The sequence below is a fragment of the Microcoleus sp. FACHB-SPT15 genome (assembly GCF_014849525.1).
Lineage (GTDB): Bacteria > Cyanobacteriota > Cyanobacteriia > Cyanobacteriales > Coleofasciculaceae > Symplocastrum > Symplocastrum torsivum.
Window position 1 is genome coordinate 57,215 of record NZ_JACJNU010000008.1, and the last position, 23,640, is coordinate 80,854.

General features: G+C 45.8%; 22 protein-coding genes. 9 read left to right on the top strand and 13 right to left on the bottom strand.

Annotated elements, in window-relative coordinates:
• Positions 1-398 precede the first annotated feature (398 nt).
• The 3 genes from H6F98_RS03930 to H6F98_RS03940 form a co-directional block, all read right to left on the bottom strand.
• A complete protein-coding gene (locus tag H6F98_RS03930) occupies positions 399-560 on the bottom strand; it encodes a hypothetical protein (RefSeq protein ID WP_206759633.1) in 162 nt (53 codons plus the stop codon).
• A 161-nt stretch (positions 561-721) separates the two neighbouring features.
• The gene (locus tag H6F98_RS03935; RefSeq protein WP_192217380.1) at positions 722-1,435 is read right to left on the bottom strand and encodes a Crp/Fnr family transcriptional regulator; all 714 of its coding nucleotides are present in this window, start codon (positions 1,433-1,435) and stop codon (positions 722-724) included.
• 339 nt (positions 1,436-1,774) lie between these two features.
• Positions 1,775-2,113 carry a helix-turn-helix domain-containing protein gene (locus H6F98_RS03940; protein WP_206759634.1) on the bottom strand — a complete coding sequence of 113 codons (339 nt, stop codon included), beginning with the start codon at positions 2,111-2,113 and terminating at the stop codon, positions 1,775-1,777.
• Positions 2,114-2,510: 397 nt separating this feature from the next.
• On the opposite strand from H6F98_RS03940, the gene H6F98_RS03945 reads away from it, so the two are divergent.
• Positions 2,511-3,323, top strand: a complete 813-nt coding sequence (locus H6F98_RS03945) for a DUF3800 domain-containing protein (protein ID WP_192217382.1) — start codon at positions 2,511-2,513, stop codon at positions 3,321-3,323.
• Between the two features lie 276 nt (positions 3,324-3,599).
• Here the strand turns inward: H6F98_RS03945 and H6F98_RS03950 are convergent, their stop codons facing one another.
• The 4 genes from H6F98_RS03950 to H6F98_RS03965 form a co-directional block, all read right to left on the bottom strand.
• Positions 3,600-4,145 (bottom strand): VOC family protein, encoded by a 546-nt coding sequence (locus H6F98_RS03950; protein ID WP_192217383.1) that lies wholly within the window; start codon positions 4,143-4,145, stop codon positions 3,600-3,602.
• A gap of 140 nt (positions 4,146-4,285) precedes the next feature.
• Positions 4,286-4,444, bottom strand: coding sequence for a hypothetical protein (locus H6F98_RS03955; protein WP_192217384.1), 159 nt, complete (start codon positions 4,442-4,444; stop codon positions 4,286-4,288).
• 26 nt (positions 4,445-4,470) lie between these two features.
• The gene (locus H6F98_RS03960) at positions 4,471-4,845 is read right to left on the bottom strand and encodes a hypothetical protein (RefSeq protein WP_192217385.1); all 375 of its coding nucleotides are present in this window, start codon (positions 4,843-4,845) and stop codon (positions 4,471-4,473) included.
• 30 nt (positions 4,846-4,875) lie between these two features.
• Positions 4,876-5,349 (bottom strand): hypothetical protein, encoded by a 474-nt coding sequence (locus tag H6F98_RS03965; RefSeq protein WP_192217386.1) that lies wholly within the window; start codon positions 5,347-5,349, stop codon positions 4,876-4,878.
• 129 nt (positions 5,350-5,478) lie between these two features.
• Here H6F98_RS03965 and H6F98_RS03970 point away from each other — a divergent pair, with 129 nt between their 5' ends.
• The 4 genes from H6F98_RS03970 (at position 5,479) to H6F98_RS03985 (ending at position 10,318) form a co-directional block, all read left to right on the top strand.
• A complete protein-coding gene (locus H6F98_RS03970) occupies positions 5,479-5,718 on the top strand; it encodes a helix-turn-helix transcriptional regulator (protein ID WP_192217387.1) in 240 nt (79 codons plus the stop codon).
• A 322-nt stretch (positions 5,719-6,040) separates the two neighbouring features.
• Positions 6,041-8,248, top strand: coding sequence for a hypothetical protein (locus tag H6F98_RS03975; RefSeq protein WP_192217388.1), 2,208 nt, complete (start codon positions 6,041-6,043; stop codon positions 8,246-8,248).
• An 18-nt stretch (positions 8,249-8,266) separates the two neighbouring features.
• Positions 8,267-9,238: a hypothetical protein gene (locus H6F98_RS03980; RefSeq protein ID WP_192217389.1), complete on the top strand. Its 972-nt coding sequence runs from the start codon at positions 8,267-8,269 to the stop codon at positions 9,236-9,238.
• Between the two features lie 9 nt (positions 9,239-9,247).
• A complete protein-coding gene (locus H6F98_RS03985) occupies positions 9,248-10,318 on the top strand; it encodes a hypothetical protein (RefSeq protein WP_192217390.1) in 1,071 nt (356 codons plus the stop codon).
• Between the two features lie 163 nt (positions 10,319-10,481).
• Here the strand turns inward: H6F98_RS03985 and H6F98_RS03990 are convergent, their stop codons facing one another.
• Together H6F98_RS03990 and H6F98_RS03995 are read right to left on the bottom strand one after the other, a co-directional pair.
• Positions 10,482-10,811, bottom strand: coding sequence for a helix-turn-helix domain-containing protein (locus H6F98_RS03990; protein WP_192217391.1), 330 nt, complete (start codon positions 10,809-10,811; stop codon positions 10,482-10,484).
• Positions 10,795-11,193, bottom strand: a complete 399-nt coding sequence (locus H6F98_RS03995; RefSeq protein ID WP_192217392.1) for a type II toxin-antitoxin system RelE/ParE family toxin — start codon at positions 11,191-11,193, stop codon at positions 10,795-10,797. The genes H6F98_RS03990 and H6F98_RS03995 overlap by 17 nt, the downstream gene beginning before the upstream one ends.
• A 616-nt stretch (positions 11,194-11,809) precedes the next feature.
• On the opposite strand from H6F98_RS03995, the gene H6F98_RS04000 reads away from it, so the two are divergent.
• Positions 11,810-12,349 (top strand): hypothetical protein, encoded by a 540-nt coding sequence (locus tag H6F98_RS04000; RefSeq protein ID WP_192217393.1) that lies wholly within the window; start codon positions 11,810-11,812, stop codon positions 12,347-12,349.
• Positions 12,350-12,372: 23 nt separating this feature from the next.
• On the opposite strand, the gene uvrB is transcribed toward H6F98_RS04000, so the two are convergent.
• Entirely contained in the window at positions 12,373-14,370 is a 1,998-nt protein-coding gene (gene uvrB / locus H6F98_RS04005; RefSeq protein ID WP_192217394.1) for an excinuclease ABC subunit UvrB, read from the bottom strand.
• Between the two features lie 174 nt (positions 14,371-14,544).
• On the opposite strand from uvrB, the gene H6F98_RS04010 reads away from it, so the two are divergent.
• Both H6F98_RS04010 and H6F98_RS04015 read left to right on the top strand, forming a co-directional pair.
• On the top strand, positions 14,545-15,240 hold the full coding sequence (locus tag H6F98_RS04010) for a Uma2 family endonuclease (RefSeq protein WP_192217395.1): 696 nt from the start codon (positions 14,545-14,547) through the stop codon (positions 15,238-15,240).
• A gap of 317 nt (positions 15,241-15,557) precedes the next feature.
• Positions 15,558-15,782 (top strand): hypothetical protein, encoded by a 225-nt coding sequence (locus H6F98_RS04015; protein ID WP_199348286.1) that lies wholly within the window; start codon positions 15,558-15,560, stop codon positions 15,780-15,782.
• 275 nt (positions 15,783-16,057) lie between these two features.
• Here the strand turns inward: H6F98_RS04015 and H6F98_RS04020 are convergent, their stop codons facing one another.
• From H6F98_RS04020 to H6F98_RS04030, 3 genes are all read right to left on the bottom strand, one after another.
• Complete coding sequence (locus H6F98_RS04020) at positions 16,058-17,389, bottom strand: Rieske 2Fe-2S domain-containing protein (RefSeq protein WP_192217396.1); 1,332 nt, start codon at positions 17,387-17,389, stop codon at positions 16,058-16,060.
• A gap of 243 nt (positions 17,390-17,632) precedes the next feature.
• Positions 17,633-17,986, bottom strand: coding sequence for a phenylpyruvate tautomerase MIF-related protein (locus H6F98_RS04025; RefSeq protein WP_192217397.1), 354 nt, complete (start codon positions 17,984-17,986; stop codon positions 17,633-17,635).
• 80 nt (positions 17,987-18,066) lie between these two features.
• On the bottom strand, positions 18,067-18,546 hold the full coding sequence (locus H6F98_RS04030) for a flavin reductase family protein (protein ID WP_192217398.1): 480 nt from the start codon (positions 18,544-18,546) through the stop codon (positions 18,067-18,069).
• Positions 18,547-18,833: 287 nt separating this feature from the next.
• Between H6F98_RS04030 and H6F98_RS04035 the strand changes: the two genes are divergently transcribed.
• Positions 18,834-23,633: a filamentous hemagglutinin N-terminal domain-containing protein gene (locus H6F98_RS04035; protein WP_206759635.1), complete on the top strand. Its 4,800-nt coding sequence runs from the start codon at positions 18,834-18,836 to the stop codon at positions 23,631-23,633.
• Positions 23,634-23,640: the final 7 nt, after the last annotated feature.

The window sequence follows — 23,640 nt, forward strand, 5'->3', positions numbered from 1 at the left end:
TATCAGTGAGTACATTTTAACTTTCTTGCCTATTCCCAATTCCCAAAAACTCAGAACCTTGTACCTCATCCTTTAAAAGAACCGCTATATCTATTTCCCGACCTTCCGTGTTGAGTTTTTGACAAAGCTAAAGATAAAAATCTACCGAAGCTTTGTACACGCTTTCGGTAGCCGTCTCGCTTCTATAGAGTTGTACCAAGAGTGTATCAGCAACGATTGACTACTTTTCAAGCCTACTTATCCCTACCGCATTGAAAATTGGCGGTAGATAAGAAGGTTTGGTTATTATAATCACATATTTCCTCTAATTCAGGATAGGCTCCTATTAGCCAGCTAAACTTTTAGCAATTTCGCTCTCTTATTTATGTGTAAGAAAGCACAAGTTGAAATAGCAACTTCTACTTAGGATTGACATAAGCCTGTAGCCACTGCTCTGAAACGCCCACAATCTTGGCAACCTCAGCAAAGGAAAATTTTCCTAACAACAGTTTGTCAATCAAGTCTTTAGTTTTCTTGGAGATGGCTTGGTTTTCAATGACTTCGCTTTGGAGGCTTTGCATAACTGTCTGAGGAAAGTTCAGCAAGCGCTGTAACACTTATTTGCACTCTTTTAATGTAAAGGTTGGGCAATTATTTGTCCGTCCGTAACCGTACATTTTTTAGAGAATTCTGCGTCGAACGCCTAGGTGCTTAAGCCTTGGGTTGAATTGCACTTTACCCACTAGGGAGTGCCAAGCAAGCGATCGAACTCTTCTTTAACGACCTGATAACACTCACAGGAAGCTGATTCCAGACCTTGGCGATCGCAAATTGTTATCTTGCCACGACTGTAGCGGATTAGCCCCGCCTTCTGAAGAGTAGCGGCAACCTCACTGACACTGGCACGGCGCACACCCAACATTTGAGAGATTAACTCCTGAGTAAGCATAAACTGGTCTGACTTCACTCGGTCATGACACATCAACAGCCAGCGGCAGCATCGCCCTTCTACCGGGTGTAGGCAGTTGCAGGCAACCGATTGCGAGATTTGGTTAAGTAGTGCTTGCGTGTAGCGCAACAGCAGCTTGTAAAGTGAGGTACTTGGCGTAACCTCGCGTTTGAAGACATCCACCTTCATCCGCACAGCATCGCCAACAACCTGTGAAATCGCCAGAGCAGGCATTTTATCGGCTCCCAGGAAGACGGGGATGCCAGCCATTCCTTCATTGCCTACCATAGCCGCTTCGACTGTCCTGCCATCTTCCGTGACGTTCACCAAGGAAATAATGCCGCTGTTAGGAAAATAGACATACTCGATCGGTTCGTCGGGTGCGTAAATGATTTGCTTAAAATTCAGGGAAACAAGTTCCAGGTTAGGAAGGAGACGTTTGTATTCTTCTGTAGGTAAGGCAGATAAAAGTTGGTTCTCAATCAGATTGGGACGGTCTTTGGACATTGATGCTAGAAGTCTTATCGGCGCGTCTATAGCGGGGTTCAATTGGAGGTTCTTGCAGGACTCCGTCAAGGCACGAATGCCTTAACCCCTACCGTGCGATTTAGGTAACGGAGAACCTCTATAAACGTTACAACGAGAGCATGACAGCTTTATCTGCTTAAGCCCTCATCCCCTAACGCCTTCCCCCAATTTTGGGAGAGGGGGCGAGGGCAAAAGTTCATTTGCAAAACTGACATGCTCCCTATTACAACTACTCTATTTTGTTTGGCGATTAAGATAGCCTCCCAATTTATAAACTGTACGAATGCTTTGTCTGTCCCTTACCGTACTGACGTATTGTCACCCAAGCAAGCGATCGCTCTCTTGTTTGATTGTCTGATAACACTCACAGGCAGCCGATTCTAGACCTTCTCGGTTGAGGATTGTAATCTTGCCGCGATGGTAGCGGATGAATCCTGCCTGTTGAAGAATGGCAGCAACCACACTCACACTGGCGCGGCGCACTCCCAGTCGCAGGCGCGAACAGATTTGTTCGCCTTCAGTTTTCAGGCGAAGCCAGTCACGATGCTTCATCAGTTTTATCGGTTGGTAGATGAACGTGGGAGACCTCTCCCCCAGCCCCTCTCCTGTGAGGAGAGGGGAGTCAGAATCTGCATTTTTTAGGAAAGGCGATCGCATACACATACACACGGGCAAGCAATTGCTTATGGAAGACCAATACAAAGCTGCATCTATCAAAGCTCTGAAGGGAATTAATCGAGCTGCTGCCGAGAAGTTCATCGAAGTATATCTAGGTGAGCTGATTGAGGATGAAGAGCAGCCTTAGCAAAAATGTGTAGCCAGTAGCGATCGTGTTGCTGGCTTTTGACTTTAATTAAGCGCTTGTGAATGCGCTCGCTCTCCTACGCCATCATCCATGAATCTACTTGAGAGCGATCGTCCTTGAGCAAGCAGTATCATTAGGACTTACAGTCCGAGTCTCTAATACTAAGTGAAATCTTGCCGTGAATTAACGAACAAGGAAAGCCTCACCCATGACGAAACTACTTGAAGAAGCGATCGCATATATCTGGATATGGCTCAACAATATAGAAAGGGAGAATTTGCGCTGTTTCTTGATGAAAGCGGTAGTCCTAAGCCTAACCCTAGGGATTCTGCTCCTTTCTTTGCTATGGGGGGTGTCTTGGTTGAGAGGGCAGATGAGTCTACTATTGAGACCCTTTTGGCAGAGTTTAAAGGTCGTTGGGAAATTGACCCGAATGTACCTTTACACGGGAATGAAATACGCTCTCAAAAAAAACGCTTTGCATGGCTAGGAAAGCTTTCAGAAACAGAACGTTTACATTTTATGGATGATCTTACAACGACAGTTGTTAGTTGCCCGATCATTGTTCATGCTTGTGTTGTCTCTCGTACTGGCTATCTCAATCGTTATTTGAATAAATACGGTGAGAATACTTGGGAAATGATGAAAAGTGCTTTCTCAATTTTGGTAGAGCGTGCAGCTAAATATGCAGCTACCAAGGATGGAACAGTAATGCTCTACTTTGAAAAAGCCGGAAAGAAGGAAGATAAACTGCTCGAACACTACTTTAGTGAGTTGCGATCAGCAGGTCTTCCCTTTGACCCTAAAACTTCTAGTAAATATTCACCTATGCCTACAACTGAACTTTCTAGGCTACTGCGTGGTATTGAAGGGAAGTCCAAAAGCAACCCTTTGATTCAACTGGCTGACTTGTGCCTGTACCCAGTCGCTAGAAGCCCCAGCGATCCTAGTAATCGTGCTTTCTCAGTCCTGAGGGATTCCAACTTGATTGTAGACTGCGTCCTTGAATCCACTCAGGTTGAGACTTTAGGGATCAAATATTACTGTTTTGACAAGACATAAAAACAACAAAACCGCCATCTCTATTAGCGGTTTGTGCGGCAGTCATACGACTACCCCTAGGCTGTGCCCACTTCAATAATAGGTTGTGCAGGATAAAAAGTCAACAACAGGCAATTGGTAAATCTAAACCTGGCTTTTGTTTTCCACACCTTCTGCTGTTGCGATCGCTCTCCTACACGATCATCAATGAATCTACTTGGGAGCGATAGCAAAGACAAATTGTTTTAGTTAGACATCACTCGAATGGTCAAAAGTGCGAAAGCCATGAAATTATGATCAGTCTGTTCCACCAACTGCTATGGGTTCATGTTGAATATCTCGCACAGGATCGCCCAACTCCCGAACATTCGCGGCAAACTCTAGCAAGATACCATCAGGGTCAAAAAAATAAAATGATGAAATGAATGTACTTTCGTCAGCTTCCGGAACATAACCAGAGGGAACATCTGCATGGTGTAAAAGCGGTGTCACCTGGACACCCTTAGCTACTAGTTTTTCCCTGTACTCCTCAACTTTTGCCAGTGGGATGTTAAATGCTACATGGTTCATCGAGCCATGTGCTGTCCTGATATCGCCAGTTTGAAGAGCTTTAGGGTTCACAGATGCAATACCCGGTGCCGCATTTGGAGCTTGCGGAAACCAGAAAAACGCTAAAGCATCCCCATTACCAATATCAAAAAAGAAGTGTTGTCCACCGTCTGGTAGAGCAATAGTTTTAATCAAACTAAGACCGAGAGTATTGGTATAGAAGTCCACGGTACGCGCCATATCCTTGGATACCAAGGCGATATGGTTGATTCCCTGTAGTTGAAACTCTTTCACTTCGGTCACCTCTTTGTGGTATTCATTTTTGCTCCGTTACATTTTTACTCTATATCTTATGGAAGGTATGTACACTTTCATCCTCCGGTTTTATGCCTCAGCTCTCTATTAAACTGTTTTTCCCCTAATGACCTAAGGGTTCATTCGCAAGTGCTTAATGCGATCGCCTTTTTTGAGAGGTTGACAGAATGCGATCGCTCCTGATACCCAATCATCAATGAATCTATTTGGGAGCGATTGGGCTGATGGGAGTGAGAGTGCGATCGCGTTTGCACTTCAGGTAACGCTTTCCTTTTCAAATCTCATTCTAGATGGCTACAACCTTTCAAGTTGTTGCATCACTTCCTTGTTGCAAGTCTCTGAGATAGTCTCTGTGTTTTGCCCAAACACGGCGTAGGTATTCCAGGACAGGCTTGTCGTAGTCAAACTTTTCGCACTCTTGTTTAATCCATAACCCCATCTGCCAAAGGTCTTCAAGGGTAGTGCTTTTTTTGATTAGGGAAACAACAGCTTCAATCCACATGGCAAGTTTCCGGTAGCTGATGAATTGTCCTCCCTTGTCGCAACGATGGACAAATAGAACATAAGCCCAACATTCAGCTCGTACAAGTAGCGATTTTGGGATGTGTAGAAATTTGGCGATGAGGTCGAGGGTGATGGGAAATGAGTAGGGTTTAATCCGGCGAAATAAGGTTGTCATGGTTGCTTTAGTGTTTATAGAATTTACGCGCTAGTTCTCTTCTTCCTCTAAATCTGGAGGAGTGTCGAAGAGGACTTCAAATTCTGCGACGGGTATGAAGCGATTGAGGATTCTGAGATGGTCTTGGGCATCAGTTCTGTTGTGGAATCTGGCGACTGTGTAGCGTCTTAGGTTGGGTAGGAGACGGACGATTGCCCAAGGACGGCTGAAGTCTTCGGGTTGCTCGATGCGTTGGTAGGTTTTGATGTCCTCTCCTGTAACTGTGTTGAGGGTGTTTTGAATGACGTGCATGAGCTTTTCTCGTGTTGGAGTAGTGTCGTTTGGGATGAGACTCCAGTGGTTCACGGGTGCTGGTTGCCAAGTCAGCAAGTAGGATGTGCCTTCTAAGCTGATTTTCCAGGTCAAGCGGCGAGTTTGTTTATGGCATTGATAATTTTGCTGTCGCAGGCGCGAACAGATCTGTTCGCCTTCAGTTTTCAGGCGAAGCCAGTCACGATGCTTCATCGGATTGTATTGTTGAATGAATATAAGGAACGGAGGGCAGTTAGAATAATCTCTGCCCTTTGCGTTCTTGTAGTCCCTAAAAACTAGTAAAGCACAACTAGCTTAAATTTACTAGTATGTAGATCTAATATGCCGAAGGAAAGTGACAAGCGTCTTACACCAGCCGATTTGCGCCAGCGCACAGGTTTAACTCAAGTTCAATTTGCGGCTTTGATTGGAAAAAGTCCTTCAGCCGTTACTAAGTGGGAAGCTCGAAGTGCATTGCCTAGAGGGACACCATCTGAAATCAAGCGTCTGTGTGAGGCTTACAAATGCACTCTTGATGAATTGATTGAGGCTTTCGAGGGCATCGATCTCGACTCAGAGTAATCTGCTTTGGATTAGTGAGTAGATAGCGTTCGCGCTGTAGCAGAGTGAATGGGAAGAGCGATCGCCTTCACTAGGTCATTATTCATGAATTTACTTCTTAAGAGCGATCGCTATGTACGCAGGATTAGATGAAAATGTAGTCGCTCTAATTCGTTGGGTTAGTAGCTTTTCCGATTGTGCATCAAGATGAGGGTTTCCGTAAAATCACTTAACCTCATCTGCAAAAGAGTCTTTTTTCTAGGTATATTCGACATTTTCTTACTGGGTGTTGTTTATCTACTCTTCAAGTAGGTTCCGAAACACTGCTGAAAAACGCTGCTACATGAATACAAATAGGACTGCGAGAATTGCCAGCATTATCGAGAAGCGTCGTCCCTTCGCGCAGCAAATCGAAGGAGCAGAGGCAAATCTCAAGTCTCTTGCTTCAGCGCTGCGTAATCTTGAGGATAAGCGCAATCAACTGCTGACACAGGTTGATGATCCAAATGTCATTGGACAGTTGAAGGAAATCGATTTTTCGACGATTCAACTAAGTATTGCCGCTGAGTTGGAGGCACTGGGCAAGCTTCGAGTGCGTTTTTCCCGTGACACGCTCAATATTGGGGTTGTGGGACGGGCGCGGCAAGGCAAGAGTCGCCTATTGCAGAGTCTAACGGGACTTACGGCTGCTGAGATTCCTGATGGAGACAGGCAGCACTGCACTGGTGTACGTAGCACCATCCACCACAATCCAAGTGTGGAAACTCACGGTGAGGTCTGGTTTTATTCGGAGCGCTCATTTCTGGATGAAGTCCTCAGCCCCTACTATGAGAAGCTTCGCTTGGGTGCAAAGCCAATGACAATTCAAGACTTTGCCAGCCAGCCGCTGCCGCCACTGCCTAACGACCTTCGTGGCTTCGCTGAGTATGGAGCCATGTATGAACACCTGAGCGGGTATCATGCAAATCTCGAAAAGTATTGTCATCTGTTGCGGGAACCCTCACCTCGCCGAATTGGTAGGGATGAAATTCGGCAATATGTAGCTCAAGACAACCTCGCTGGTGAGCGCATCTATTTCAACTATTTGGCAGTACGAGAAGTCAAGATTGTCTGCAACTTCCCCAACGCTGAGGTCGGTCAAATTGCCTTAGTTGATATGCCTGGTTTGGGTGATACGGGAATTGGTGACGCGGAACGGCTGGTAAAAACGCTGGGTCAGGACGTTGATGCAGTTCTCTTTGTTCGGATGCCAAGTGCAAAAGGCGACTACTGGGCTGATGTAGACGTGCGACTGTATGACACAGCTAGTACGGCGTTGGTTGATTTGCCACTCAACCAGTGGTCTTTTATGATTCTCAACCAAACGGGTGCTGACTCCAAAAACGGGGACAACTCGAAAAACTGCCAAGACTTAGCGGGGGACATTGCTAAAAAACACATTAACGTTTCTGAATGGGCGATCGCTAATTGTGCCAATCCTGAAGAGGCAAACAAGGTTCTCGATCGGGTTCTAGACTACTTAGCTGCCAACATTACTGCTCTTGACAAGCAATATGCATCCTCCTGTCAGGAGCGCTTAAGTCAACTCCAGAGTGCGGTTAAGGCTGAGTTAGACAAGGCACGAACTAGCTTGGGCAAAGAAGCACAGCAAAGTAAGGATGCTCAGCTTTTTGTCCCTCTGTTCAATAAACTTTGGAAAAATCTCAGGAATGGTCTTCAAGAACTGCTTAAGGAACTCAGAAAGCAGCGTGATGAGGTAGATACAAACTTCAAGGAAAAGGTAGATGAGGCTATCCAAAATTGTCGAGAGGATACCGGAATTCCATCAATTGAGGAGATCGAAATTCAAGCTAACAGCACAGGTGGCTATCCTAATGCTTACTATCAGTATCTTCCAGAAGTTCGTGCCCACCTATCACATAAATTCTTATCTCTAGATGAAGGTTTAAAACTTTCACTAGAGCAGGTGAAATCTCAGGTGACAGAAGTACTCGTGAATCAAGGGCGTTTGGGAGGATTGACAGAGGCGCTAGGGTCTAACTTTCTCAGGGAGATGGTAAAGCTGTTACCCGATCAACTGATACCAGGAGAACAAAGCAAACTAAAATTTGGATTTCAACTGCTTGCTGAGTTTGAGCTTTCTTACCGTGGATTTGTTCAGCATCGAATTCGGCAGCATTTGGATGGTCTTACTCCCAATGAGTCAGCAACTCTTCAGCTATCTACATCTCCTTCTGCTCAACAAGTTTTTCTCAATCTCAAGACAGCTCATGCAGAAGCCGTTTATCAGTGTGAGAATGCTCTAGAAAATTTGCTTTGTGAGCCTAGCCAAGCCGCTTTTGCCATTGTCGAAGAATTTCTTGATCGCATACTCCGTGCAGAAGATGTCGATAGTGAATGGCGCATCTTTCTCGATGATGTGCGCTCAGAAGTGTGGCCTGATGAATTCAAACAGCTAAATGAGCGAACTCGGATGCGACGAGAGTGGTTAGATGCAGTAGATCGTGCAGCAGAAATCAACGAATCAAACTCAATGCAATTTCTGAACTAATAAAGTAAGGAGAATTAAATGCCACAAGAAATTAAAATTGCCATGCTTGGAGCGAGAGGTGTTGGCAAGACTAGTCTCCTGACTGCCATGTATGAGCAGTTTGAGAGTACGATTGGTCAGACCAATCTGCAACTTACACCTGACTTGAAGAGCGCAGCAATTCTACAGGAACGTTTAGGAGAACTAAAAAGCCTAACAGATGATTTTGAAGCTACAGGCGGAATTGTAGGTACCAACGATCCTCGCTCATTCATTTTTGATTTGGGAAGGAAGGGGACTAAGCCATCTTTACGCCTACACTTTCAAGATTTTCCTGGTACTTACCTCAGCATTCAAGCAAATCCTAAAGAAAGAGAATTTGTCAAAAATTTGCTGACAGAATCTGTTGCAGTTCTTGTTGCCGTTGATGCACCTGCACTTATGGAAGCAGATGGCAAGTGGCATGAAAAAATTAATAGGCCACAGCAGATTACTCAGCTTTTCCGATCGGTGTATCAAGATCTGAAGTCACCACGGCTTGTTATCTTAGCTCCCGTCAGGTGCGAGAAGTATATGCAAGATGCAACTTCTGCCAATGCTTTGCTGAAGCGTATCAAGGATAAATATGCTAACTTACTAAACCTTTTCAGTTCAGATGCTCTGCTGCCTTGGGTAGTTAGCGTAGTTACGCCAATTCAAACTGTTGGTACGGTGGTCTTTTCTCATATTGAGGTGGCTAATGGAACGCCTCACTTTTACTTCCGTAAGACGAGTCACGATGCTGAATATAGCCCCCGGAATAGTGAACAGCCTCTGCGCTATCTTTTACGGTTTGCGTTGAAAATCCAAATCGAGTCTAGGAACTGGAACTGGGGTCCGTTCAGTCCTATCCGCCTCTGGTTGGGTTGGGATAACCACATCAAGGAAGCAGCTCGTCAGTCTGCTTATGGATGCAAATCAACTTGGGGGTTCACAGTACTCCAGGGTGAAAAGTGGCTAAGTGTTGAATAGGGGTTAGCAATGGAAATTTACGTCCAAAGTGGTGGGGTTGCTCAAGAACATGACTACTGTTGGCTCGATGAGAATCACAACATTGTAGAAGCACACCCTCTTGTCAAAAAAGCCAAAGACTTGATTGAGAGTGAAGCGTTTTCAGTCGTATTGGCACGGAATAGCGATAAATTGCTATTGCTAGTAACTGGTCTTAAAGCAAGTGAGCGAAAAGATTATCGGGGGCGCACTATACGCAACTCGGTAGCCTGGATAGCTCAAGATACTGATGAAAATGAACCTACTTTGCGGGCGATCGCTGCTCATGCGTTACTAGGTTTTTTGGAAAAAGACATAGATGGTGCAGTGAAGTCGGGTGGTGAAAAAGGGTTTGAGGTTTCGTTTGATCAGATTAAAACCTTACCTGAAGGTAGAATAGACCAATCTAAAAGTGAACCCCTAAACTCTCCTCAGAAGGAGAAGAAAATAGGGCGTACCTCAGACAATCTTAAAAAAGAACTTGCCAGTGACCTGAAGCAATACTGCTTACCAAGGCAGGAACCAGAACATAAATCAGATAATCAGCTATTTGTGCCACTGGTTGTCGTGACGGGAATTCAGGACAAGGAAACGCTCCAAAAGGCAGGAGTCTGGCGGGGATTATCAAGTTTGGTTAATTCAAATTCACAAAATTGGGAAGATATGAAAGCTTATTCAAATCCAGCTCACAAGGGTTTGTTTCAGTTTTTACCGGATTTTATCAACCCAGGAACAACGCCGAAATTGCTAATACTGGTAATTATCATTTCTCTGTCTGTTAATATTTGGCTATATCAGCAGGTAGGAGGACAGGATAGAATACGAAATCTAGAAAACCAAGTGCAGAATCTATATGCTCAAAAACTGGATTTAGAAAATCAAGTACACCCACTCAAAACTCAAGTACATGATTTAGAAATTCAAGCCCAGAACAAACGTACTCAAAGGGCTGATTTACAAACTGATGTCCAAGATTTACAGACTCAAAAGCGCGATCTAGAAACTCAAGTACAGGGTTTAGAAAATCAAGTACAAGCTTTAGAAAAGCAGATTTGCCGTTAAGCTCAATAGATTAATGCTGTGTTAGCGATCGCATCTTCCCAGTATCCTCATAAGGAGCGATCGCTCTCCTACGTCATCATCAATGAATCTACTTGGGAGCGATCGCACTGATGGAGTGAGAGTGCGATCACCACATAGAAAGGAGATCTGTAAGTATCCAAGATTATGTAGCAACAACTCGTGTTCGAGCTTGTGAGCGAGATTTAGGTTTGGTTTTCACTACAATTTCCACATCTCGACCCAAAGCATTCAGAAAACGAAACAACCGTACAGTTGAAAATCCTGATAACTTTCCATTGATTAGAGCAGATACTTTTGGCTGATCAATCCCTAAAAGCTCTGCTGCTTCAGCTTGCGTCATCTGTTGCTTAGTAATAATGCTGTTGATCTTACGTGCGAGTTCAGCTTTTACAAGCAATTCATCCGAATTTTCTAAACCCAAATCGGCAAATACATTACCGCTACTTGCTTGTACTCTAATTTCCTGAGCCATTTTTTTCTCCCTTTTGCTGCTTGCTATAGTTTTCTGCGTAATGCTCTTTTGCTCGTTTAAGTCTTGTTTCAATCAACTCAATATCCTGCTGTGGTGTAGCGATTCCTTGCTTTGATTTCTTTTGAAAAGCATGTAGGACATAAATTACGCCAGCAAGTTTCACTGTATATACAGCTCGGTATGTATCTCCATCAAAGTCTTCCACAACTTCAAGCACCCCAGCCCCCTTAAATCCTTTGAGTGGTTTAGCCGAAGGATGCTTCTCACCGCATTGAGACAAGTACAAGGCATAGCCAACGGCTTGCTGAACCTCCTCTGGGAAATCTTTCAAATCCTCAAGGGAACTTCCAACCCATTCAACTGGTTTCAACGATGAACTCATCCTTTAAATATGCTAGTTCTGGCATATTATTGTCAATCGAAGCTGTGTATCTTGAGTGATGATGGAGCATTATTAAAAAAATGCCAAGTCTAAACCACAATTTCCTTTGAGATAGCTACGCTTTACGAACTCATCAGGGTGGGCAGGGTGGTGATCGCCTTTTTTGAGAGGTTGGCAGAATGCGATCGCTCTCCTACACCATCATCAATGAATCTACTTGAGAGCGATAAGCCTACAGAATAGCTTCGCTTACCGCAACACAGAAACCCCAGTGGAACAATCCTCAATCAACAAAAGCCTACGATCATATCAAGCGCCATCACGGTTCCCAACTGAAACCCCATCAACTAAGGGGAAGAATTGCCAAGACTAACAATAACCAAGGACAGTGGCTCAATGCTGATGATTGGGTAAAGGCTGAACGGTTCACTCCCAAGCATCCAGGACGGTACATCATTGATTTTAAGCGTCCTATCGCACGAGTTTATCACCCTGACAAAGCTATAACCGAAAATATTACTCGCGCCTTTATTCAAAGAAATTATGATGGAACTCTCAACTCTGGTTATCCTGTAACAACTAGCTTTACTCTCTTTTAATTAAAAAGGAAACAAACGTGAATAATTTCAAAAATTTTGATATCTGCTTAGAAGAACCTTGTTTAGAAAATTACTCTGACCCTCCAGAAGACCCATTGAAAGAACTTTCAGAGTTTGAAATGGGAATCCGAAAGTTCTGCTTTGACTGCAACCGTCAAGTATCAATAGAAATTGGCGATGAGAGACTACGGGTATTTTTAGATCCGGATATCTGTATGCTCCTAGAGGATAGGCTACCAGAACAAATTGGAGAACTATCACAAGGTAAAAGCATAGAAATCGAATTTACTGAAAGTTGTTGGTTAATTATTAAGCTTGTGCCTTTGGCAGATAAAATTAGTTGCACCTTAAAAGAGTTTGGATACTCATCTACCAAAAAGCACTTTGACCTGGATAAGGCTCAAGCCGTAGAAGTGTTAAGACGTTTTTTAAATGAACTAATCCAGCTAGCAGTGGAGCAAGGTTACATCACACAAGAAGATAAAGAGCAATTTCTGAGTCCAGCCTCTCCTGCTGAGGCACAGCCTACAGGTGTGCCTCAAGGTTCAGGAGTTTAACTGGCAGCAATTCGCGATTTCGCTTAATGACCTACGAGTTTATCCCGCAAATGCTTAATGCGATCGCGATACTTCGCCGCCTCCTCAAATTGCAAATTCTTCGCCGCATCCTTCATCTGTGCTTCCAATTGACCAATTAACTCCGGAATCTTCTCCAAAGGCAACTCATCCGCCTGTTCATAAACCTCTTCTAACTGTTGAGCATTCAATCGCCGCGACACTTCCAAGAACGCCAGAATCGAATTCCTCGATCGCTTGATAATCGGCTGTGGTGTAATGCCGTGCTTCTCGTTGTATTCCAGTTGAATCGTTCGGCGACGTTCAGTTTCCCCGATCGCTTTTGCCATGCTGTCGGTAAGATTATCAGCATACAGAATCGCCTGCCCTCGGACATGACGCGCTGCCCGACCAATCGTTTGAATTAGCGATCGCTCTGCCCTCAAAAACCCCTCTTTATCGGCATCCAAGATTGCCACCAGAGAAACCTCCGGCAAATCCAATCCCTCTCGCAACAAGTTCACCCCAATCAAGACATCAAACATACCCTCACGTAAATCTTGCAAGATTTCAATCCGCTCAATCGAGTTAATTTCCGAGTGCAAATAGCGTACCTTGATGCCGCGTTCCTGCAAGTATTCCGTCAAATCTTCCGCCATGCGCTTCGTTAGGGTAGTCACTAGCGCTCGCTCTTTCCGATCAACCCGATCCTTAATTTCACCCAAAAGGTCATCAATTTGTCCTTCCGTCGGGCGCACATAGATTTCTGGGTCAACCACACCCGTTGGTCGAATCACCTGTTGAATTACTCGCTCTTCTGAGAGTTCTATCTCCCAGTCTCCTGGTGTGGCAGAAACAAAGATGCACTGACTCACCTTCTCCCAGAACTCCTCTGACTTCAAAGGACGGTTATCTGCCGCACTAGGTAAGCGAAAGCCATGCTCAATTAGCACTCGCTTTCGGGCTTGGTCGCCGTTGTACATCCCCCGAATTTGGGGAACCGAAACGTGGGATTCATCCACCACCAACAGCCAATCTTTGGGGAAGTAATCAATCAAACACTCTGGCGGTTCTCCAGCAATGCGCCCTGCGAGGTGACGAGAATAGTTTTCCACACCGTTGCAGTAACCCACTTCTCGTAAGAGGTCTAAGTCATAACGGGTGCGCTGTCCCAAGCGCTGCGCTTCTAGCAAACTCCCCGCTTTCTCCAACTCTTCCAAACGCTGACGCAGTTCCTCCTCAATCGCATCACACGCTTCTTCTAATCGGTCATCCGGGGTGACAAAGTGACGCGCTGGGTAAACATTTAGAGCATCTAAGCTTTGGAGAATTTCACCCGTTACAGGGTCAACGTAGCGAATTGCATCAATTTCATCGCCAAAGAATTCCACACGAATAATCCGGTCTTCGTATGCCGGACCAATCTCCAAAACATCGCCTTTAACGCGAAACCGTCCTCTCCCCATCTCCATGTCGTTACGAGAATATTGCACCGAGGCTAAATCCCGTAACAACTGGCGTTGGTCAACTTCCTTCCCCATCCGCAAGGGGATCGAGGCTTTCAAGTATTCCGAGGGAATCCCCAAGCCGTAAATACAGCTAATTGATGCAACAACAATTACATCACGTCGCTCAAAAAGCGATCGCGTTGCCGAGTGCCGCAGCATATCAATCTCATCATTAATCGCCGCACTCTTCTCTATATAAGTATCGGTAACCGGAATGTAAGCTTCTGGCTGGTAATAGTCGTAGTACGAAACGAAGTACTCAACCGCATTGTTGGGAAAGAACTCACGCAACTCATTACAGAGTTGGGCAGCTAAGGTTTTATTGTGAGCTAGCACCAACGTCGGTTTGCCTATCTTGTCGATCACACTAGCGGCGGTGTAAGTTTTGCCTGTTCCTGTTGCACCGAGCAGAGTTTGGAAGCGATGACCAGATTGTAGACTGGATGTCAGTTGTGCGATCGCCTGTGGCTGATCACCCGTCGGTTTAAATGGAGCTTGCAGATTAAATTGCGCCATAGAAGTGAAGATGAAGAGGTGCCTCTATTACCTATGCTAAGGAACTTCTCACATAATTGCTTTTAGCCGGAGTTGTCGTCTATTTTGCCATCCACCTTCCCAATTCCCAATTCCCAATTCCCAATTCCCAATTCCTGAAAACGATACAGATTCAATGTTGCCTACAAAGCCGTCATGGTAAACTACAACCCACTGCAAAATTTGCCCTCTAGTGATGAACTGCCCGATTCCGATAACACCCCAGTGGATCACGAACTGCAAGCGATAATCCCTACGATGCTGAGGGTTATTTTAAATTGGCTGTGGGGCAGTCGTTTGGACTGGTTTTTTGGTGTCAATATGGGCGTTTATCATACAACCGGGAAAAATCCGAGAGTGGCGATTGTTCCTGATGGCTTCCTCAGTTTAGGAGTAGAGCGGCTAAAAGCAGGGAAGTTACGACCCAGTTACGTTGTCTGGGAAGAAAACTATATTGTCCCTATTTTGGTATTAGAAGTCGTTTCCAAAACCTATGGTAAAGAATATGACGAGAAAATGACCGATTATGCCAAATTAGGGGTGCTTTACTATGTAATCTACAACCCTGACTACTGGCATCGCGATAAGCATGACTCGTTTGAAGTTTATCGCTTGGTAGAGGGAGTTTATCAACGTCAACTGGGGAAACCTGTCTGGATGCCGGAAATTGGCTTAGGAATTGGGCGTGAGATTGGTACTTATGACAGGTGTCAGCGAGAGTGGTTGTACTGGTATGACTCTGAAGGTACTAGATTTCTTACGCCTGATGAGGCTGCCGAGCAGGAGCGGCAACGAACACAACGGTTAGCAGAGCGGTTGCGAGAAATGGGAATTGATCCAGAGCAAGTGTAGTGGTCTGAACCTACTCTTTTTTTACTGAGGCGATCGCTTGAAGTTTCCCAAGATCAGGTTTTGCTGAAGATTAGAGGGAACTCAGTTTGCTGAGATTTTCTCATAGTTCCCTAGGCTTTAGCCAAGAGCTTCTCTAGAGCAACATCCTCCTCAGCAACTTGTTTAGGCAGATGTGTCTGAAGTCATCATGTCAAGCTAGATGACTGAGATCTTTATGTAGAATTGTGACATTTCCAGGGTTTTATTAAAAAGTGTTGCGGGTAGTTGATCCCCTTGCTAGGTTATGCAGTGAAAACCAATCAAGGAGCGTTGCACTCATGACAACCGTGCTAAACATTGGGGATTATGCACTTCACAAAACCACAGGTAACATAGGTCAAGTGGTTGCCTATGGGTATGAGATGCTTGATGGGGCTTATTTACCAACAATCAAAGTAGAAGTTAGAAACAACACAGGGATTAAGCAGAGAACTTTTGTAGAAGATTTATCCAATACGTGGGTGCCAGTAGAGAAAGACAGTATCTCTAGAAACTGCGCCTAAGTCTACCATTCCACTGGAGAATCTTCCCAAATGCTGGTTTTACAAGGGCGAAGCTTTCGTTGCAAAAACCGACGAAGACAGGGTAAAGGGAATTTTGTGGAAAGTTTCGTCCTTATTTATTGTTGAGAATCATCAAAATTGGTCAGTTAGCCAATCTTGTCTGAAAACTGCGGGAATCTAGCGATCGCATACTTCCCCATCTCTAGGTTCAGAGGATTAAAGACAGGGTAATGTTGATGAGGATTTCCGATAGAACGAGATCGCACCCGTTGGTCTTATCGCTCAGCGTGTACATAGTCAACGAAGTAAAATCTCGGCTCCAGCCAAAATTTGAGCCAAGTAAACGCAGATAGACCTAAAAGTGCCACTCCCATTAGGGGTAAACCGAAACTGAGGCGCACTGCATCTGGCATCAAGGCAACGCCTGAAATCGTCAGGACAAAGTACCCTAAAAGCACTCTCTGCAAACGCTGTACCGTTTTCAATGCACCTCGACAGCTACTGCAATGCTGGGTGTGTTGTTTATAGCGATCCAGCACTTCCTCTCGGTTATCGTTAAGTTTCCTTGTATCTGGAGTACTAAGCCCAACTTCGCGCCACGGGAGCTTTCCTTCGCAGTACTTATCAAACCAATTCCTAAACTCAATGACTAAGCGATCGGCACTTGTAGGTAGTTTGTAGGCAGTTTTCCAGCTTTCGACCTGTTGTCGCTGTTGCAGAAAATACTCTTGCTGCTGGAGCAAAATCATATCTCCCTCAAGTACCAGATTACGATTATTAATGTGATCCCACCACCGAGGCGTTAACTGAAAAACGGTTTTGGCAAAGTTACGGGGAAACTGAGCAACGAGCCTTGATTTACCTGGAGCCATAGGAATACAGTATGTAACGAGTCCAAGCTCCTGTCCCTTATCGCCAAAACTGATCGCATACTCCAAGCGGCAAGGAGGTTCAAAGGTAATGGTTGTGCTGAATCGTCCGGGGGTAGTAGCTTCAATTAGATTAGGTGTTGATTGCTCAATTTTGAGAGAAATTGGTGTCGCTCGTTCTCGATTTCCCTGTATTCCGTGATGAGCAAAGGGAACATGGCTCGGATCGGATACATTCTCAACCAGCGTTTGCCAATCATAGTCTAAGTCGCGCACGAAAGAAGACCAAACAAACCCTTTACTGGCATCCACTTTAGGGGAAATTGGTTGGGGTGTAGTGGCGGCGAGTTCTGCGGAGTTGGTATCTAACCAAACCCAAAGCAAATCATTTTCCTGGCAACAAGGTAGTGCGATCGCACACAAGTTTTTTTGTTGATTGGCAACCAGTTGTGGATTTTCTGCCTGGGGAATCTTTGTACAGGTGCCTTGCTCATCAAACTGCCAGCCATGATAGCTACACATGAGATTACCCGTCTTCTCGTCTACCCGTCCCTCACTTAAGGGGGCAAGTCGATGAGGGCATTGATCTAGAAACACTCGATAAGTCTCAGATGAACTAGGCTTCCAAATGACTAGGCGAAGTCCTAAAACAGTAACAGGGGTTGGTCGTTTTGGATCAAGGTCTTCGACAGGTGAGAGAGGATACCAATGCTGAAAAAAGTTAAACTCAGGTGGCATAGTGCAGCTAGTTTCAAGAATCCTGTGAGAATTATCTTAGAGGTTATGCCGACTAGAAGCGATCGCATCGTAAGAATTCAGAATCAACTCAAACCTCTCTCCTTTAAGAAGCTATTGCCCACCCACAAGTGCCAGAAGTTAAGACTGGTAGGGGTGTACTGCAATACACCCCCACCTAATTAGAATCTGCAAGAAAAAGCACAACCAATAAGAAAACGGTAAGCTCAGCTTGCATAAACTTTCTCAGCCAAACGTTGAGCCATTCCAGCCCCACAAAGAAGCCTTAGCATCAGCAAACTCAATATAAACTCGATTAATCGGTACACCGAGCTTTTCGTTTACCACCTGACAAAAGTCCTGACTCATCGCTTTCGTTTGCGCCGGACTCATATTACCGATGCTTTTGACCTCAATGTAGCAGACTGGCTCAACTGTACCAGCAAAAGTCATCGCCACTTCTGGCTCAAAAGCCGTCATCACATATGACTCCGGCTTGCCCAAATGCGTTGCTAGCTTAGCAGAAAGAATTTTAAGCAATCCTTCGACAGCAGTTGGTGCTGGGAGAGCAACAGATGTTTGTACTTTAATCAACGGCATAATGTTGTTAGTTGTTCGTTCTTTGTTGTTTGTTGTTAGTGGGAAAATGTTTATAAACGACTAACATTAGCTTTAATAGCCTACCCACCATATTGCCAGCCAGTGTCTTCTAGTAAGATTTGTTTGCCCTCCCGATGGATACCTGAGGCAATAACTTCACCAACAAATACCGTGTGATCACCTTGTTCCACTGAACCCACTACCTGGCACTCTATATAACCGAGTGAGTCGGAGATGATTGGACAGCCAGTTTCTCCTGTGTAAAATTCCACATCCTCAAACCGATTGCCAACGCGACGTAGTGGCTGAAAGAATTTCTGCGCCAAATCTTTTTGTTCCTTCTCCAGGAAGCTGACGGCAAAAACGCCACTATTTTTGATCATGGCGTGGGACGTATGGTTTTTGTTGACGCAATTGACGACCTGTGGGGGTTTAAACGACGATTGCATCAACCAACTGATCGTAAAACCGTTAACGTTTTCTCCATCCTTAACACCGCAAATATAGATTCCGTGGGGAATCTTGCGTAACATAGTTTTCTTTGCTTGTTCGTCCAGCAAGGGTCTACCTACTTGTAAATGTCCTACACTGCATCAGTTTATCAATCTTCATTGAAATCCCCATTCTCCAGTTTGAGAAATTAGCTCGATTGACGTGAAGTCATCTCATAAATAGCAGTTAGAGTAGTGACTCTGATTTGATGGACTCGTAGCACAAGGCAAGTGCCATCTTGTAGACTCCTATAGGTATCTATCGCACTTCAGCGCGTAGGGAACAATCGATCAACCGCACCAGGATGACGGATATAGCTACCATCTCCATCAATAAATCTTTTGAGGCGAAAGGAATGGAAAACTTGACTATACCTGCTCAAAGGCGCTGTCCTAGCTGGCGGTTTGGTATGGTGTTGGCGTTTGGGATAGTCGGAGCAAGTACAAGTATAGGCACTCCCTCCCTGGCTCAAGTTACACCGGATACTACTTTAGGCGCTGAAGGTTCTGTCGTTGTTCCAAACGTTATTCCAAACGCAAATATTGACTTAATTGAAGGTGGGGCAACTCGCGATATCAACCTCTTCCACAGCTTCTCAGAATTTAATGTTGGGGATGGACAGCGAGTTTATTTTGCTAATCCGATAGGGATTGAGAATATTCTGACGCGGGTGACGGGAAATAACCTATCGAACATTCTAGGAACCTTAGGAGTAGATGGGAGTGCAAATCTGTTTTTGCTCAATCCCAATGGCATTATTTTTGGACAGAATGCCAGGTTAGATGTAGGCGGTTCGTTTGTGGCGACGACGGCGGATAGTTTGGTGTTTGGAGATGGGCTTGAGTTCAGTGCAACTAACCCAGCCGTGCCGTCATTATTGACGGTTAGTGTACCGTTGGGACTGCAATATGGACTGCAACCAGGAGCGATCGCAAGTCAAGGTATTTTGTTCGTTGATGAGGGACAAAGCTTAATCTTGGCAGGAGGCAACATCACGCTAGATGATAGCTTCCTTGCAGTGGACTTTTTTGAAGGAGGACGGGTTGAACTCGGTGCAGTTGCTGGAGAAGGAACGGTTGGGCTGAATGCAGAGGGTAACCTGCTTAGTTTAAGTTTTCCCAATGAATTAGAACGGGCAAATGTCTCTCTCACTAATGGTTCTCTCGTAGACGTATCCGCAGAGGATGGCGGCAGTATTGCAATTCATGCTCAAAACATCGGTATCTCAGCAGGTAGCAGACTCATAGCAGGCATCGCTTCGGGTTTGGGTTCGCCGGAAAGTCAGGCAGGAAGTATCATCCTTGATGCAACAGGGGAAATTAGAGTTGATCGGTCTATCATTTACAATTTGCTCTTTCCTGGTGCCACTGGAACAAGCGGCAACATCGAAATTACGACGGGTTCCTTGGCAGTCACCAATCGGGCGCAACTGAGTGCTAGCACGCTTGGACAAGGAAATGCGGGCAGTGTGATGATCACCGCAAGCGACAACATCTCGTTTGATGACAGCAGTGCGCTTAGTGTTGTGGAAGATGGTGCAGTCGGCAGAGGAGGCAACATTGAAATCACGACTGGCTCGCTGTTGCTGACTAATGGAGGACAACTTGATGCGAGTATCTTTGAGGGTGGACAAGGCGATGCAGGTGATGTTCTTGTTAATGCTCGCGATACGGTTTCGCTAGATGGCACTAGTGCTGATGGTGTGAGGGCTAGCACGCTCTTTAGTGAGGTAGTCGAAGGTGGGGTGGGAAATGGTGGCAATGTCATCGTAACAACAGGCTCTCTCATCGCTACTAATGGAGGGCGACTGGAAGCAAGCACTGAGGGAGAAGGCAATGCAGGAAATGTGATTGTTAATGCTCGTGACATTGTTCAGTTTGATGGCACCAGCCAAGATGGGCGATTGTCGAGTGGAGCACTTAGCAATGTCGTCGGCGATGCTGTGGGTAATGCAGGTAATGTTGAGATTACGACAGGCTCACTCTTTGTCACCAATGGAGCACAACTGGATTCCAGTACCGAAGGACAAGGCAATTCAGGCAGTATCATTATCAATGCTCGCGATCAGGTTACTTTTCAAGGAGTTAGCGCAGATGGAGAATATGGCAGCGCTGCCTTTAGCCGTTTAGAAGAGAGAGCCGTAGGGGATGGTGGCAACATTGAGATCACGGCTAGAATGCTCTCAGTTACCGATGGCGCTCAACTGCAAGCTCAATCTCTAGGACAAGGAAATGCCGGGGATGTCATCATTAACGTTACTGAGAGTGTCGTATTGGATGGATTTGATCAAAGGGTAATCGGTAAAAACGACTTTGGCGGTGACATCATTCAATTCTTTCTCAGCACCATCGTGAGTTCGGTTGAAGAGATGGGAAACGGGAGTGGAGGAGATATTCACATTACTACGGGTTCACTTTCTCTAACCAATGGTGCTCGCATTAGCAACGGTACCAATGCACAGGGCAATGCAGGGAATGTAATCATCAATGCACGGGATCAAGTCTTTCTTGATGGGAGTGCTTCATCGTTTGCGAGTGCAATCTTCAGCTCTGTTGGTAGCGATGGCAACGGCAACGGAGGAAATATTGATATTACAACCAGAGAGCTGTCGTTAACCAACGAAGCTTATCTGAGTGCTAGCACCAATGGACGCGGCGACGCAGGGAATATATCTATCGATGCTACTGAGCGCATTTCCTTAGATAGCGATTCATATATTGCCAGTGTTGTTGACGATACGGGTAACGGCAATGGCGGAGACATTCGCATCACAACAGGATCGCTGTTTGTTGCTGGTGCGGCTCAGCTAGACAGTAGCACCTTCGGACAAGGAAGTGCAGGAGATGTGATCGTTGAGGCTCGTGACACAGTTTCCTTGACAGGAATTACGGACGCTCGTTCCAGTGGTATCCTCAGCACGGTTGAAGAAAGAGGCATCGGTGATGGTGGCAACATTCGCATCAGTACTGGATCGCTATTTGTGAATGACAGCGCACGACTCAATGCCAGCACCTTTGGAGAGGGCAATGCAGGCGATATCGTTATTGAGGCTCGTGACATCGTTTCCTTTTCGGGAACCAGTCCCGATGGGTCATTTCCTAGTGCTGCATTCAGTACTGTTGGAGACACAGGTATTGGCGATAGCGGGAACATTCGCATCTTGAGTAGATCGCTGACTCTCAGTGATGGCGCTGTACTGAGTTCCAGAACTGCTGGACAAGGCACATCTGGGAACGTGATCATCGAGGCTAGTGAGCAAGTCTCCTTGAAGAATGATGCAGTTATCTCTAGCATTGTTGACGACACTGGGAATGGTGATGGCGGAGACATTCGTATTAGAACAGGAGCGTTGTCTGTCACCAATGGTGGTGTGCTGCAAGCCTCTACATTTGGACAGGGCAATGCAGGTAATGTAGACATTGAAGCAAGTGACCAAGTTGCTTTTAGGGGAATAGGTCAGAGTGAGTTCCCTAGCTCCATCCTCACGACAGTTGGTTTGACGGGTGATGGGGATGGAGGAGAGATTCGCATTACCACAGGATTGCTATCTCTGACCAATGGTGCTCAATGGGAAGCCAGCACCTTTGGAGAGGGCGATGCAGGCGATATCATCATCACGGCTGGCGATCGCGTCTTGTTAGATAGGGCGATTATTTACAGCACTGTCGGGAACCCGCTTGCCGGAGTCGGCAATGGCGATGGAGGAGACATTCGTATTACTACTGGCTTGTTATCTGTTACCAATGGTGCTCAACTGAGTGGCAGCACCTTTGGACAAGGTGATGCAGGTGACATCATTATTGAAGCCGTTGATAGCGTGTCTTTTGCTGGAATCCGTCCTGATAGCAGCCTCGACCTTCCCAGTGCTGCCTTTAGTATTGTTGGAGACGCAGCCAATGGCGATGGCGGTAACATTCGCATTTCGAGTAGATCGTTATCGGTTACTGATGGCGCTCGTATCAGTGGCAGCACGTTTGGGCAAGGTAGGGCTGGTAATATGCAGATTGATGCTAGTGATATCGTCTTGCTTGATGGAGTAAACAACAGCACTGGATTGGTAAGTGGATTGTTTAGTTCAACGTCTGAAGGAGCAGGCGCACGAGGGGGAACGATTACTGTCAATACAGATTCCTTCGGCATTACTAATGGAGCTATAGTCGATGCCCAAACCTTCGGTGCTTTTCGAGGTGGAGATGTAATTATCAATGTACAGAGTTTGAGTTTGAGCGATCGCGCCCAAATCTCGGCTAGAAGTCAGGGCACAGGTGACGCAGGCGCTGTAAATATTACTGCTGATGAAGCAGTTACGCTGACAAACAGCGACATCACAACGTCAGCCGAACAAGCCGCAGGAGGAGCAATCTCTATCACTGCTGATTCCTTATCCCTTAACCGAGCAAACATTACCGCCGCTACCGGAACCAGTGGTGCCGAAGGCGCAGCCAACATTACCCTACAAGGATTAGACCTCGTGCTTATGGGTAACGAAAGCCTGATTTCTGCCAATGCTCTCAACAACGCTAACGGCGGCAACGTTGCGATCGACTCGACATTCGTTGTTGCAACACCTCCAGAAGGTTCAGAAGGCAGTGACATCACTGCCAATGCTTTCCAAGGCAATGGTGGTCGAGTCAGCATCAATACACAAGGTCTCTTCGGTATCGAGTTTCGATCTGAGCGTACTCCTGATAACGATATTACTGTTACTTCCCAATTCGGTTTGGCAGGTGTCTTTGAACAAAATACGCCTGGTGTTGACCCTAGCCGTGGGTTAGCTGAGTTGCCAACTGACGTAGTAGATGCCTCCAAGCAGATTGACCGCCGCTGTAGTCTTGGTGGCACAACCCAAGAGCGCAACAGCTTTACTGTTACAGGTCGTGGCGGTTTGCCGCCTAGTCCTAACGACACTCTACAGGGAGAGGCTGTGGTCACTAACTGGGTTAGTCTCGACTCTGAGGTAGAGGATAGCACTTATTCAAGTTCTACAACGCCTAGTCGCTCTGCTCAAAGACAACTGCGAGAAGCACAAGGATGGGTCATTAATGAGAAAGGGGAAGTTGTCCTCACAGATAAAGCGGCAATAGTAACGCCTCAGGAGGGTGGCTTTCAAGGGTTACAGTGCAATGCTCCTCCTGAAAACGCACCCTCTTCATAACTCAACG